The 12,988-nt window shown below is 64.3% G+C and carries 13 protein-coding genes; 5 read left to right on the top strand and 8 right to left on the bottom strand.

Translation table 11 applies throughout. The annotated features are described in order from the left end of the window. Positions 1–12 precede the first annotated feature (12 nt). On the bottom strand, positions 13–1,407 hold the full coding sequence (locus ACFY5D_RS07450; RefSeq protein ID WP_387527113.1) for a polysaccharide deacetylase family protein: 1,395 nt from the start codon (positions 1,405–1,407) through the stop codon (positions 13–15). Positions 1,408–1,660: 253 nt separating this feature from the next. Here ACFY5D_RS07450 and ACFY5D_RS07445 point away from each other — a divergent pair, with 253 nt between their 5' ends. The 3 genes from ACFY5D_RS07445 to clpB all read left to right on the top strand — a co-directional run bounded on the left by ACFY5D_RS07445 (position 1,661) and on the right by clpB (position 5,487). After that, the gene (locus ACFY5D_RS07445) at positions 1,661–2,104 is read left to right on the top strand and encodes a YccF domain-containing protein (RefSeq protein ID WP_387527110.1); all 444 of its coding nucleotides are present in this window, start codon (positions 1,661–1,663) and stop codon (positions 2,102–2,104) included. Positions 2,105–2,312: 208 nt separating this feature from the next. Then, the gene (locus tag ACFY5D_RS07440; RefSeq protein ID WP_387527107.1) at positions 2,313–2,780 is read left to right on the top strand and encodes a VOC family protein; all 468 of its coding nucleotides are present in this window, start codon (positions 2,313–2,315) and stop codon (positions 2,778–2,780) included. Between the two features lie 112 nt (positions 2,781–2,892). Further along, the gene (gene clpB, locus ACFY5D_RS07435) at positions 2,893–5,487 is read left to right on the top strand and encodes an ATP-dependent chaperone ClpB (protein WP_387527104.1); all 2,595 of its coding nucleotides are present in this window, start codon (positions 2,893–2,895) and stop codon (positions 5,485–5,487) included. A gap of 113 nt (positions 5,488–5,600) precedes the next feature. Here the strand turns inward: clpB and ACFY5D_RS07430 are convergent, their stop codons facing one another. Continuing rightward, a complete protein-coding gene (locus ACFY5D_RS07430) occupies positions 5,601–6,197 on the bottom strand; it encodes a hypothetical protein (RefSeq protein ID WP_387527102.1) in 597 nt (198 codons plus the stop codon). Positions 6,198–6,391: 194 nt separating this feature from the next. Between ACFY5D_RS07430 and ACFY5D_RS07425 the strand changes: the two genes are divergently transcribed. Continuing rightward, entirely contained in the window at positions 6,392–6,619 is a 228-nt protein-coding gene (locus ACFY5D_RS07425; protein ID WP_387527099.1) for a DUF3073 domain-containing protein, read from the top strand. 139 nt (positions 6,620–6,758) lie between these two features. Continuing rightward, on the top strand, positions 6,759–7,727 hold the full coding sequence (locus ACFY5D_RS07420) for a Sir2 family NAD-dependent protein deacetylase (protein WP_387527096.1): 969 nt from the start codon (positions 6,759–6,761) through the stop codon (positions 7,725–7,727). Positions 7,728–7,858: 131 nt separating this feature from the next. Here the strand turns inward: ACFY5D_RS07420 and purM are convergent, their stop codons facing one another. The 6 genes from purM to ACFY5D_RS07390 form a co-directional block, all read right to left on the bottom strand. Further along, complete coding sequence (purM, locus tag ACFY5D_RS07415) at positions 7,859–9,001, bottom strand: phosphoribosylformylglycinamidine cyclo-ligase (RefSeq protein ID WP_387527093.1); 1,143 nt, start codon at positions 8,999–9,001, stop codon at positions 7,859–7,861. Positions 9,002–9,019: 18 nt separating this feature from the next. After that, positions 9,020–10,570, bottom strand: a complete 1,551-nt coding sequence (purF, locus tag ACFY5D_RS07410) for an amidophosphoribosyltransferase (RefSeq protein WP_387527090.1) — start codon at positions 10,568–10,570, stop codon at positions 9,020–9,022. A gap of 63 nt (positions 10,571–10,633) precedes the next feature. Further along, a complete protein-coding gene (locus ACFY5D_RS07405) occupies positions 10,634–10,960 on the bottom strand; it encodes a hypothetical protein (protein WP_387527087.1) in 327 nt (108 codons plus the stop codon). 13 nt (positions 10,961–10,973) lie between these two features. Further along, positions 10,974–11,351 carry a sterol carrier family protein gene (locus ACFY5D_RS07400; protein ID WP_387527084.1) on the bottom strand — a complete coding sequence of 126 codons (378 nt, stop codon included), beginning with the start codon at positions 11,349–11,351 and terminating at the stop codon, positions 10,974–10,976. A 6-nt stretch (positions 11,352–11,357) separates the two neighbouring features. Continuing rightward, positions 11,358–12,362, bottom strand: coding sequence for an asparaginase (locus ACFY5D_RS07395; RefSeq protein WP_387527081.1), 1,005 nt, complete (start codon positions 12,360–12,362; stop codon positions 11,358–11,360). Positions 12,363–12,366: 4 nt separating this feature from the next. Then, positions 12,367–12,987, bottom strand: a complete 621-nt coding sequence (locus ACFY5D_RS07390; RefSeq protein ID WP_387527079.1) for a class I SAM-dependent methyltransferase — start codon at positions 12,985–12,987, stop codon at positions 12,367–12,369. Position 12,988 lies beyond the last annotated feature (1 nt).

Here is a 12,988-nt window from a genome sequence, read left to right as displayed (position 1 = left end):
CGAACTCCCCGGCTACTTTTTCTCGCCCGTCTTCGAACTGGCAGTGGGCGGAAGCGGGGCACGGGAATAGGTTTTCCCCGACTTCAACTTGTCCTGGCCCAGCAACTCCGTGACGGTGACAAAGGTGTAGCCCTTTGCCTTGAGCCGCGAAAGGATCTCCGGCACTGCCGCCACGGTGCTGCTGTGGATGTCATGCATGAGAACGATGGAACCCGGTTTGGTCTGCGAAACCGCGGCGTCGATAACCTTTTCGGTGTTCCGGTGCTTCCAGTCCAGGGGGTCCACGTCCCACAGGATCACCGGTGCCTGCGCCAGCCGGTCGGTCGTTGCGTTGCGCGCACCGTAGGGGGGACGCAGGAGCGTGGCGGGCTGGTCGATGGCCGCGGAAATCGCGTCGTTGGTGCGGTCAATCTCACTTCGAACCTGGGCCGGGGACAACGCCGGCAGTGAACGGTGGCTCCAGGTGTGGTTGCCCACCTCGTGGCCCTCCGCGATCATGCGTTCGATGAGTTCGGGACGGGTCTTGGCGTTGGGCCCGACGACAAAGAAGGTCGCGGCGGCGTCTTTCTTCTCGAGTTCGTCAAGCAGCTTGCCGGTCTTGGGGCCGGGGCCGTCGTCGAAGGTCAGCGCCACGCACTTGGTCTTGTTGCAGTCGATGTTTCGTGGCTGCGGCGTTTCGGCGACCGGTTCCTGGGTTGTTTGGGCGGGCTCCCCGGGCCTTGCCGATCCCAGGAGGTCCGCGGGAATCCTCGGCATGGGGTTCATGCCAGCCGTTCGTGCCATCAGGCCGAATGGAGAGAGCAACGGAATGATGTTTGCCGACGGAACCGTGACGACAATGGACCCCGCCGATCCCGGGGCAATCGTGTAGTCGTCGAATTCGACGGTGACGTTTCCCTGCGCATCAAAGTTGACCGAATCCAGCCACGAATCCTGCAGCTCGGTCACGCTCTCGGGGATGACCTCGGGGTTGGCGGTCGCGGCCTGTGCCACGAACTCGCGGAATTCCGCCCAGCCCTCGTCGCTGCCGAACAGGTCGCGGCTGTCCAGCATCCCGGGTGTGCGCGTGTCGAACCACTGCGTCACGAAGCTGCTGCCGCCCGAGGCCCCGGCGAATTCGTAGGCGGTGCTTCTGATGCCGATCACCTGCTGCGACACCGCGGTGAGGTAGCTGCGTAGGTTGAGTTCCCCGGTTGCCGCGGATCCGGCGTAGACATCGGGGGTGTTGTTCTGGTTGAACGACTTCATGCGCGACTCGACGATGCTGCGTTGCGCTTCGCCGATCGAGGGCACCGAGGGAACCTCGAAGTGCCGGCTGAAGATGTGGCGGTGTTCGTCGGATTGTTCAACGGCGTTGAGGTCCGGGACGAAGATCAACGGCAAGGATTCGGTCTGACGAACATCCATTTGCGAAGAACCCTCCGCTGACGTGGGGGAAGCCGCAGTGGGTGTGGTGGGCGAGCCTGGTAGCGGTGCGCATCCGGTGAGCAGCGTGAGGGCGAGGAGTCCTGCAATGAACTTGGATGATTTTTGACCGAAGACGAACCGCATTCATCAAGCTTGCCGTTTTAGGTGGAACTAATCGAATTGAGCGGGGCACACGGGGCAAATCGTTAGAAAGCGTTATCGGGACCTCGGGGACGAATCAGGGACATACCCCATGGCAGAAGCGGCGCGAGTCGGCAATGCTAGGGATATGCGCAATTCACTTTCGGCAGTCCTAAACGTCATTTGGCTGGTTTTCGGAGGCATATGGCTGGCGGCCGGATATGCCTTGGCAGGCATCATCTGTTGTCTGCTCATCGTCACGATTCCCTTTGGCATCGCTTCCTTCCGCATTGCGCTCTACGCCCTGTGGCCATTCGGTCGCACGGTTGTTGACCGCGGGCATGTAGGGGCAATGTCGACCATTGGAAATGTCATCTGGATTCTTGTGGCGGGCATCTGGATCGCCATCGGCCACATTGCGACGGCCATCCCCATGTTTGTCAGCATCATTGGCATCCCGCTGGGCGTGGCAAACCTCAAGATGATCCCGATTTCCCTGATGCCGTTGGGCAAGGAAATCGTTCCCTCAAACCAGTACATGCCAGGGGGCCGCTAAACGCGGGAATCGCCCACAGCCCAACCCTGCACCACGAAATACCGTTTCAGGCCAACACGGCCCGGGACGGTATTTGCGTTGTGCCGCCCTACCCGGTGTGTGACACCTGTCCCCGGACAGCTGGGGCCCCGCCCTTGAAAGTGGTGCATGCGGTTCATAGTCTGTGGATGTGCCGAACGCTCAATCGAAGCCCCAAGGGGGATCACCCATGAAAAACATCGTTACCTGCCTGTGGTTTGACCAGCAAGGCTTGGACGCCGCCCGGTTCTATACCTCGATCTTCCCGAATTCGGAGATCGGTACCCACGTGGATCTCGATGAAAACGGGCAACCCTCGAGCGTGCCCATGACCGTTGAATTCAGCCTCAACGGAAACCCGTTCGTGGCACTGAACGGCGGACCCATGTTTTCGTTCAGTGAGGCGGTCTCCTTCCAGATCATGTGCAAGGACCAGGCCGAGGTCGACTACTACTGGGACGCATTGACCGCGGGTGGAGAGGAGAGCCAGTGCGGCTGGCTCAAGGACCGCTTCGGGGTCTCGTGGCAGGTGGTCCCGACGAGGCTGCCCGAGCTGCTTGGCCAGAGCGATCCCGAGGTTGCACGTAGGGTCGTGGAAGCGTTCATGCCCATGCGGAAACTGGATATTGCGGCGCTTGAACGCGCGGCCGCTTCCTGACCGGGGAGGGAATTCTCGAAAAATCCTTGATCCAGGGAATACGTTCATGCAAACCAAAGTTGAGTTAAGTAGACTCATGTTTGAGTGAATCGCTAACAACGAAAGGAATAGCGTGGACACTAAATTTACGACCAAAAGCCAGGAAGCACTCTCCGGTTCGGGCATGAATGCCTCCACCGCCGGGAACCCTCAGGTGGAACCAGTCCACCTACTCAAGGCACTTGTCGACCAGCGTGAATCGGTGGCAGTGGCCCTGCTTAAGGCTGCGGGGGTCGACCCGGACCAGGTCTCCGTGCAGGCCAGTGCCGCGATCAAGGCCCTGCCTTCGTCTTCGGGTAGTTCTGTGGCCCAGGCCCAGTACTCCCGCGGGATCCTCCAAGTGATCAACTCCGCACAGCAAGCGGCCGAGGCACTCGGTGACGGCTATGTTTCGACCGAGCACCTGCTGCTGGGCCTAAGCGATGACACTGGGGCCGCGGGCAACATTCTGCGCGGGCTCAACGCCACCCGCCAGGCCCTCGAAGCTGCGCTGCCAGGAATCCGCGGGGACCGCAAGGTCAACAACCCTGACCCGGAAAACACCTTCCAGGCCCTGGAAAAGTTCGGCACCGACATGACGGCCATTGCCCGTTCGGGCAAGCTGGACCCGGTCATCGGCCGCGACGGGGAAATCCGCCGTGTGATCCAGGTGCTCTCGCGCCGCACCAAGAACAACCCGGTGCTCATCGGTGAACCCGGCGTGGGCAAGACGGCAGTCGTTGAAGGGCTGGCCCAGCGGATGGTGGCCGGGGACGTCCCCGAATCCCTGCGCGGCAAGACCCTGATCTCCCTGGACCTGGGGTCCATGATCGCGGGTGCCAAGTACCGCGGTGAATTCGAGGAGCGCCTGAAGGCCGTGCTCGAGGAAATCAAGGCCTCCGACGGACAGATCGTCACCTTCATCGACGAGATCCACACGGTCGTGGGCGCGGGTGCCTCCGAGGGCGCCATGGACGCGGGCAACATGCTCAAGCCCATGCTGGCCCGTGGTGAGCTGCGCCTGATCGGTGCCACCACGCTGGACGAGTACCGCGAGAACATCGAGAAGGACCCTGCCCTCGAGCGCCGCTTTGCCCAGGTCTACGTGGGGGAGCCCAGCGTCGACGACACCATCGCCATCCTGCGCGGTCTCAAGCCGCGCTACGAGGCCCACCACAAGGTCACCATCGCCGACTCGGCGCTGGTGGCCGCCGCCACCCTGTCCAACCGCTACATCACCGGCCGCCAGCTGCCCGACAAGGCCATCGACCTGGTCGACGAGGCCGCCAGCCGGCTGCGCATGGAAATCGATTCCGCACCCGAGGAAATCGACCAGCTGCGCCGCGCCGTGGATCGGTTGACCATGGAGGAACTCGCGTTGGCGGGGGAAACCGATGCCGCGTCGCGTGAACGACTCGAGGCGCTGCGGGCCGACATCGCTGACAAGAAGGAAGAACTCGATGCGCTGAACGCACGCTGGGAAGCGGAGAAGTCCGGCCTGAACCGGGTCGGCGACCTCAAGGCCCGCTTGGAAGAGTTGGGCTCGCGCGCCGAGAAGCTGCAGCGAGAGGGAGACCTGGAGGGTGCATCTAGGCTGCTCTACGGGGAGATTCCCGCCCTGGAAAAGGAGATGGCCGACGCCGCCCAGGCCGAGGCATCGGCGGAAACCAAGGAATTGATGGTTGCCGAGGAGGTCACCGCGGACGACATTGCCGAGGTCATCTCCGCCTGGACCGGAATCCCCGCCGGGCGCATGCTGCAGGGCGAGAGCCAGAAGCTGCTGGAGATGGAATCGTTCCTGGGGCACCGGCTGATCGGCCAGCAGAAGGCCGTCAAGACGGTCTCGGATGCCGTGCGGCGCGCACGGGCCGGAATCTCCGACCCGGACCGCCCCACCGGCTCCTTCCTGTTCCTGGGTCCCACCGGCGTGGGCAAGACCGAGCTGGCCAAGGCACTTGCCGACTTCCTGTTTGACGACGAACGGGCCATGGTCCGCATCGACATGAGCGAGTACTCGGAGAAGCACGCGGTGGCCCGCCTGGTCGGTGCCCCTCCGGGATACGTCGGCTACGAGGAGGGTGGACAGCTCACCGAGGCGGTGCGCCGCCGCCCCTACTCGGTGGTGCTGCTGGACGAGGTGGAGAAGGCCCACCCGGAGGTCTTCGACATCCTGCTCCAGGTGCTCGACGACGGGCGTCTCACCGACGGCCAGGGCCGCACTGTGGACTTCCGCAACGTCATCCTGATCATGACCTCGAACCTCGGTTCGCAGTTCCTGGTCGACCAGACGCTGGAATCCGAGGCCAAGAAGGAAGCGGTGATGAATATCGTCAACGCATCCTTCAAGCCCGAATTCCTGAACCGGCTCGATGACGTGATCATGTTCGATCCGCTGTCCCTCGAGGAGCTGGGCTCGATCGTCTCCCTGCAGGTGGATACCCTGGCCGGGCGTTTGGCGTCACGCCGACTGCAATTGGTGGTCGACGAGGATGCCCGCGACTGGCTGGCGTTCACCGGGTTCGATCCGGCCTTCGGCGCCCGCCCGCTGCGTCGCCTGATCCAGCGGGAGATCGGGGACAGGCTGGCCCGCGAGCTCCTGGCAGGCAACATCCAGGACGGGGACACCGTGGAGGTGGGCGTCAACGAGCTCAACGACGGATTGACGCTCAGCTCAAGCCGCACCCGTTAACGAACGCATGCAGTGACAAGTCGGCGCCGGGCTTCGACGGGGATTTCCCGATCGAAGCCCGGCGCCTTCGCATGCCAGACGGGGATGCCGGGACGCGGCATGTCGGATTGCGCCTAGGAGCTGATTCCGGCCGCGTCGCTGGGCAACAGTGAATCCTGGACGGTTCCCTCGTTCAGGGTGAGGAAGCATGCCACCTTGCGGTCTCCCGTTTTCCAGGTTCCTGCCGAAGGACGCGAGAAATGGTAGGACCAGGTTGAATCGATCGAGCTTCCCGGATCGAGGGTGACGGATTTGCACAGGCTTTCCGAGCGGCTCAGCATCTGTTCGGGGCCGGGAAAATTAACCTCGGTGATCTCGAAAGAGCCGATCATCTGGGCATTGTGTGCCGTCACGCACGTAACAATCGTGACAGGTTCGAGCGCGCTCTTGAATCCTTGGAGGCAGTCGCCCACCGCCAGCTGCTCCGGGGGAACCTGGAGGGCGATGATGCCGTCGAGGCCCGGAGATGGGTTTCTTGTCACCAATGCGGCAGCGCCCTTGCCGTCGCCTTCGCCGAGAATTTTCTTCGTGCCGTAGAGAAAAATCAGCAGGATGCCGAGTGTTCCGACCAGCGCCCACAACAAAGACGAGTGCCACCACGCGCGTTTTTGCGGTCTGGCTCTGCGCGCAGGTAGTGCGGCTTTTCCCTCAGGGGGAGGCGGTACGGACAAGCAAGCTCCCTGGACGGTCGCAGTCGACTTGGTGGACAAATTAATACTCTACCGGCAGAACCGGGGTTGCGGGCAGGCACTCGTCGCCGAATCATGTTAACCTTGAAACACGAAAGAATTAGTCACATATTCTGGGGCCTCCGCCTAACACGGTAGGACCACCTCCAGATCTACTGAAAAAAGGGGGTCACGCCATGGGGCGCGGCCGTCAGAAGGCAAAAGCGACACGACAGGCCAGGGATATTAAGTATTTCTCCCCGGCCACTGATTTGTCAGCCTTGGAACGCGAGCTTGGGAAGACGCGTGGTCCTAGCACCGCGACACCAAGCCCTGTCGAAGTACCTTACGAGCCCGATTATTCGGACTACGAAGATACGTACGCAGACGACGACGATGAGGACGACCAACGGCGCATCAGTTGATGTGCCGACTCCCTGAAGTGACCCCTGATGCATCAGCGGTCGTGGTTTTTCCAGTACGTGAGCATGAAGACCGTGGCCACCACACAGAACCTGTGTTGGTGACCGCGGTCTTTGTCGTGCCCGCAAAGAGGATGCAGCGATGATTCACGAAGGCAAGCTCGGCATCGAAATGGCGCACCGGGCCGCCATCCGTTCCATCGAACGCGTGGTGGGGGAGAACACCCCGCTCCAGGATCCCGAGGTGGCCAGCAAGGGCATCCGTACGATGCTGGAAAAGGGCAACGTGCTGGTGCTCACCGGTGCCGGCGTTTCCACCGATTCCGGGATCCCCGACTATCGCGGGCCCCGCGGTTCCCTGTTGCGGCACCGCCCGATGACCTACCAGGAATTCCTGCATGAACCGGCGGCCCGCCACCGCTATTGGGCGCGCAGCTTCGTGGGCTGGCGGCACATGGACAAGGCATCGCCCAACCCGATCCACCATCGCCTGGCTGCGTGGGAAGCCACGGAAAAAATCAGCGGCATCGTCACGCAAAACGTCGACGGTCTGCATGTTGCCGCCGGCTCACGGAACGTGATTGCCCTGCACGGCGACCTCGAACGGATCGCCTGCCTGAACTGCGGGGCCCTCGAGGGCCGCCGGTCGCTGGACGTGCGACTGCACGAGGCAAACCCCGGCTACCTCGAAAGCATCGACCTGGACCCCAGCCTGGTGAACCCGGACGGGGACGTGAGCCTGGACCAGAAGCACGTCGAGGCATTCACGATGGTGGGTTGCCTGGTCTGCGGATCCGAGGCGTTGAAGCCCAACGTCGTCTACTTCGGCGAAAACGTGCCGGCCGAACGCAAGGCTCGGCTCAAGGAGCTCGAATCCAAGTCCAGTGCGCTGCTGGTCATCGGTTCCTCGTTGGCCGTGATGAGCGGCTACAAGCTGCTGCTCGACGCCCTCGCCGCGGGCAAGCGCGTGGGATTGATCAATGGCGGTCCCACGCGCGGGGACGCCAAGGCCGACTTCAGGTGGCGCACCAACATCGCGGAGGCGCTTGACCTGCTCGACCTGCCTGCACCGTCCGATTCGGCCGCGGGGCAGCGCCACCGGCCGCTGTAGCCTTGTTCTTCCCCTGACCGGGAAACGGGAGTCGCGAATCCGGTGGCCTTAAGTCGCGAATCCGGTGGCCTTAAGCAGTGAAGGACCGCACCCATTGGGTGCGGTCCTTCACTGCTTAAGGCTTGCGGTACTTAGCCGGCGAAGTTGCCGCGCATCAGCACGGCGCCGCCGTCAACGCCCTTGGCGCCCTGGACGTAGTCCAGGCCGGAGGTCTTGGCTTCCTCGGTGACAGCACCGACGGTGCCCATGACCCACGAGTTCATGCCGCGTGCGTTCAGGCGGGAGAGGGCTGCATCGGCGATGGAGGCATCGACGATGGCAACCATGCCCACACCCAGGTTCAGCGTGCGCTCCAGGTCCGGCTGCGGCACGGAACCGAGCTCGGAAATGACCTTGAAGACGGCCGGCAGTGCCCAGCTGTTGCGCTCCACGGTGGCCATCAGGCCCTGCGGCAACACGCGGGCCAGGTTGGCCGCAAGGCCGCCGCCGGTGACGTGGCTGAAGCCGTGCACCTTGATGGCGCCGTCCACGTTGAATGCGCGGATCAGGTCCAGACAGTCCATGGTGTAGATGCGGGTCGGTTCCAGCAGTTCCTCGCCCAGGGTGCGGCCGAATTCCGGAACGTGGCGGTCCAGGGCCCAGCCGGCGTGTGCAACAACGCTGCGCACCAGCGAGTAGCCATTGGAGTGGATGCCGGAGGCGGCCATGCCGATGATGACGTCGCCGTCCTTCACGCGGTCCGGACCCAGCAGGCCGTCGGCCTCGACGATGCCGGTTGCGGCACCCGCGACGTCGTATTCGTGCTCGCCCAGCAGGCCCGGGTGCTCGGCGGTTTCGCCGCCGACCAGTGCGGTGCCGGCGATCTGGCAACCCTCGGCGATGCCGCGGACGATGTCCGCGATGCGCTCCGGGACGACCTTGCCGCAGGCAATGTAGTCGGTCATGAACAGCGGCTCGGCGCCGACGACAACGATGTCATCGACGACCATGCCGACCAGGTCGTGGCCGATGGTGTGGTGGATGTCCATGGCCTGGGCGATGGCTACCTTGGTGCCGACGCCGTCGGTGGAGGTGGCCAGCAACGGCTTCTTGTAGGACAGGAACTTCGAGGCGTCGTAGAGGCCGGCGAACCCGCCCACCCCGCCGATGACGTTGGAGTTGTGGGTTGCCTTGATGGCACCCTTCATGAGTTCGACGGCACGGTCTCCGGCCTCGACGTCGACACCGGCCGAAGCGTAGGTGATTCCGGAATTCTCAGGGGTGGCGCTTGTCATCTCTGATGTGTCCTTTACTTAGTTGCGCGGTGTTTTGTCTTCGGCGGTGAGCGTGGACTCGAACTCCGCATCCGGGCCCGGTTCACATCCCGCCTGGTTGCTACGTTCCAGCAAGTTCTTGCCCCGGAGGTTGGAGCCGGGCAGGGCGATCGGGTAGTCGCCGGTGAAGCAGGCGGTGCACAGGCGCTCGCGCGGCTGCTTGGTGGCGCCGATCATGCCGTCCTCGGAAATGTAGGCCAGGGAATCGGCGCCGATGGACTTGCCGATTTCCTCGACGGCCGCACCGTTGGCGATCAGTTCCGCACGGGTGGCGAAGTCGATGCCGTAGAAGCAGGGCCACTTGACCGGAGGGGAGGAGATCTTGACGTGGACCTCGGCGGCACCGGCCTCGCGCAGCATGCGCACCACGGCGCGCTGGGTGTTGCCGCGGACGATCGAGTCATCGACCACCACCACGCGCTTGCCCTTGATGACGGGTTCCAGCGCGTTGAGCTTGAGCTTGATGCCCAGCTGGCGCAGCGTCTGCGACGGCTGGATGAAGGTGCGTCCCACGTAGGCGTTCTTCACGAAGCCGTGGGCGAAGGGGATTCCCGATTCCTCGGCGTAGCCGATGGCGGCGGGAGTGCCCGATTCCGGGACCGGGATGACGATGTCCGCCTCGGCGGAGTTTTCGCGGGCCAGCTGGCGGCCCATCTCCACGCGGGACTCGTAGACCGAACGGCCGTTGATGGAAGCATCCGGGCGGGCCAGGTACACGTACTCGAAGACGCAGCCGGCCGGGGTTGCCTCGCCGAAGCGCTGCGAGCGGATGCCGTCCTCGTCGATGGCGATGAATTCGCCGGGTTCAATCTCACGGATGAAGCTGGCGCCAACGGTGGCCAGTGCGGCCTGTTCGGAGGCCACTACCCATCCACGGTCCAGGCGTCCGAGGACCAGCGGGCGCACGCCGAAGGTGTCGCGTGCCGCGTACAGGGTGTTTTCGTTCATGAAGACGAAGCAGAACGCGCCCTGGAGCTTCGGCAACAGGTCAAGTGCCGTTTCCTCAAGGGTCTGGCCTTCGCCGCCGGCCAGCAGCGCCGTCACCAGTGCGGTGTCGGTGGTGTTGCCCTGGGCGATTTCGCCGCGGATCTTTTCGCCGGACTCGGCGAGCCGGGCGTTGACCATGTCCATGAGTTCGGCCGAGTTGGTCAGGTTGCCGTTGTGGGCCAGTGCCACGGTGCCCGAATTGGTGGGGCCGAGGGTCGGCTGGGCGTTGGCCCAGTGGCTTGCGCCGGTGGTCGAGTAGCGGCAATGGCCGATGGCCAAGTGCCCCTGCATCGAGTTCAGCGTGTTCTCGTCGAACACCTGCGAGACAAGCCCCATGTCCTTGTAGACATTGATTCGCTGTCCGTCACTCGTGGCCAAGCCGGCCGATTCCTGCCCGCGATGCTGCAGCGCATAGAGACCGTAATAGGTCAGCTTCGCTACTTCTTCGCCGGGAGCCCAAACACCGAAGACACCGCATTCATCCTGCGGGCCCTTCTCGTCGGGCAAAAGATCATGATTTAGGTTTCCGTCACCACGCGCCATAGAAATTATTCTCTCACGATCCGGGGGCCTTGGATTGCGAGAAAAGTCGCACGGCAAGCGCTTCTAGTGGTGTTCTGGCTCACCAGTGGGCACTGCGGTGGCGCGACGGCCGCGCTTGAGTGTGACGCGATCCACAATCAAAAAAACAATACCGGCCAGTAGGACGCCCGCGATGGCAAAACCGACCGACAGGAAGCCGGCAACGGAGCCGCGCGAGAAGTCGGGGGACTCGGGGCCGCTGTATGCGGAAATGAAGGCGATGATGATGCCCACCAATGCGCCGACACCCATGAAGGGCCAGAACTTGGGGGCCGAATGAACGACTACCTCGATGTTTGCCGAAGGTGATGATCCGGGCGTGGGTTCTGCGGGTTGCTGCGTCGGTTCCATACCCTCAAGGGTACTAAACCAGCGGCAACTCGGCGGCCAGATCCGCCCGCAGGCCCGAAGCCGAGACCTTTCCGGTCGCCAACGCCGCTTCCCAGGAGATCCGCCCGCTCACCAGTGCCAGCCACATGTCCGCGGGCAGCTCGATGACGTTCGGGGGAGTGCCGCGCGTGTGCCGTGGGCCCGGAATGCACTGGGTGACGCCGAAGGGCGGAACCCGCACCTCCACGGAGTTGCCCTCGGCCCGGCTGGCCAATTCCTCAAGGGAGTAGCGCACGGCCATGGCAATGAGCGGGCGCGGCAGCGCTGTTTCCCCGCCCTCGTCGCTCTCGGTGATCCAGCGCTGCAGGGCGGCACGCCCCTCGGCCGGGTCGATGCGTCGTTTGATGGCCACGGGAGACTAGCCCAGCAATCCCATGACGCCGTCGGCCAGGCGCACCGATCCCACCGGCTCGGCCCCGCCGAGGATCGGGCGGGAGATCTTGGGGAGGATGGCGGCCAGCTGTTCGGCGGTGATGGCCCCGGCCTGTGCCAGCATGGTCAGCCCCAGCATGTCGCTGCCGCGCCCGGAGCCGTCGAGCATCTTCACCGCGACCGCGGTGCCGTTGGGGGCCGCGAGCACCAGCACGCCCTCGGCACCCAGCTTCGCGAGGACGCCCAGCTCTTCCATCACCACGGTGTTGGGCAGGCCGTGGCCCTGCACGGCCCACGGGTAGTCGAGCATCGCCGTGGCGATCGTTGCCGCCCGGGCCTCCGAGTGCTTGTCGCCGGGCGCCTGGGCAAGCTTCGAGGCCGCGCGTGCCAGCCCGGCCAGGGAAATCGCCGGAACGGGTGCGCCGCAGCCGTCGATGCCCAGGTGGGAGATCTTTTCCCCGGAGTACTGCTCGACGACCTCGACGACCCGCTGCTGCACCGGGTGGTCGGGGGAGAGGTAGGTCTTGGTGTCCCAGCCGTTCTCGGTGCAGGCCCACAGGAAGGCGGCGTGCTTGCCCGAGCAGTTGAACGCGACCTTCGACTTGCCCTCGCCGTCGAGCACCATGTCGATCCGGGTGCCCTCGTGCGCCGGCCACGCGGTGGGGCAACCCAGGTCTTCTTCCGTCAGGCCCGCCTTGTGGAGCATGACCTTGGCCAGCTCCATGTGCTCGGCGCTGCCGATGTGGCTGGCGCAGGCCAATGCCACCTCGGCGCCGCGCAACGGGACGCCGCTCTGCATCGACGCCAGGGCCTGGAACGGCTTGAGCGACGAACGCGGGTAAATCAGCCCCTGAGGATCCCCGAGCGAGGAAACGATGTCCCCGGCGGCATCGACGACCACCGCGGCACCGCGGTGGCGCGATTCGATGAATCCGTTGCGTTCGACAACGACGAGGTCCACGGCCTGGGAAGAAAGTAAGGTTTCGGGCATTTGATCAGTTTACGGGTCGGGCCCTGTGTAACAGCGCAACGATGAAGTCCGAGTCCGCGTCGAAAAGATGCATGTCCCACCCCGCAAAGCGGGCCGTGAAGGCGAGCCCGGCGGCAGCGGCATCCGCCTCGAAATCTCTCAGCGCATAGCCCTTGCGCAGCGAGAACCCGACCACCAGCCGTCCGTCAGTTGCAAGGTGCTCCGCGAGCGAGCGCAGCACCGCGCCGGTGCTCCCGGGGGCCACGAACGCCAGCACGTTGCCCGCGGCGACGACCACGTCGAACAGCTCCGGGGTGCCGTCGGCATCGCGCAGCCCGAGCGTCGCGAGATCGCCGAGTTCCCAGCGGGAGCCCGGGTAATCCCTGCGCGCCTGGGCCAGCAGCTCTTCGTCCAGGTCGACGCCCGTGACCACGTGGGAGCGTGCCGCAAGCTCGCCGCCGACGCGTCCGGTGCCGCAGCCGGCGTCAAGGACGCGGGCCCCGCGCGGCAACAGCGCATCGACGAACCTGGCCTCGCCGTGCAGGTCGGCGCCCTCCGCACGCAGCTGCGCGAAGCGCTCGATGTAGTCCTGCGCCTGACTCGGGTTGGTGCGCGACTGCTTTTCCCACAGTGTTTCCTCACTCATG

Source organism: Paeniglutamicibacter sp. NPDC012692, from assembly GCF_042901625.1.
Classification (GTDB): domain Bacteria; phylum Actinomycetota; class Actinomycetes; order Actinomycetales; family Micrococcaceae; genus Paeniglutamicibacter.
Note: the sequence above shows the minus strand (reverse complement) of the source record. Positions and strands in the feature narration are given on the sequence as shown.

Excerpts from the sequence above, each read along its gene's own strand:
- ACFY5D_RS07450 (WP_387527113.1), bottom strand. The coding sequence starts at position 1,407 with ATGGATGTTCGTCAGACCGAATCCTTGCCGTTGATCTTCGTCCCGGAC.
- ACFY5D_RS07445 (WP_387527110.1), top strand. The coding sequence starts at position 1,661 with ATGGCAGAAGCGGCGCGAGTCGGCAATGCTAGGGATATGCGCAATTCA.
- ACFY5D_RS07440 (WP_387527107.1), top strand. The coding sequence starts at position 2,313 with ATGAAAAACATCGTTACCTGCCTGTGGTTTGACCAGCAAGGCTTGGAC.
- ACFY5D_RS07425 (WP_387527099.1), top strand. The coding sequence starts at position 6,392 with ATGGGGCGCGGCCGTCAGAAGGCAAAAGCGACACGACAGGCCAGGGAT.
- ACFY5D_RS07420 (WP_387527096.1), top strand. The coding sequence starts at position 6,759 with ATGATTCACGAAGGCAAGCTCGGCATCGAAATGGCGCACCGGGCCGCC.
- purM (WP_387527093.1), bottom strand. The coding sequence starts at position 9,001 with ATGACAAGCGCCACCCCTGAGAATTCCGGAATCACCTACGCTTCGGCC.
- purF (WP_387527090.1), bottom strand. The coding sequence starts at position 10,570 with ATGGCGCGTGGTGACGGAAACCTAAATCATGATCTTTTGCCCGACGAG.
- ACFY5D_RS07405 (WP_387527087.1), bottom strand. The coding sequence starts at position 10,960 with ATGGAACCGACGCAGCAACCCGCAGAACCCACGCCCGGATCATCACCT.
- ACFY5D_RS07395 (WP_387527081.1), bottom strand. The coding sequence starts at position 12,362 with ATGCCCGAAACCTTACTTTCTTCCCAGGCCGTGGACCTCGTCGTTGTC.
- ACFY5D_RS07390 (WP_387527079.1), bottom strand. The coding sequence starts at position 12,987 with ATGAGTGAGGAAACACTGTGGGAAAAGCAGTCGCGCACCAACCCGAGT.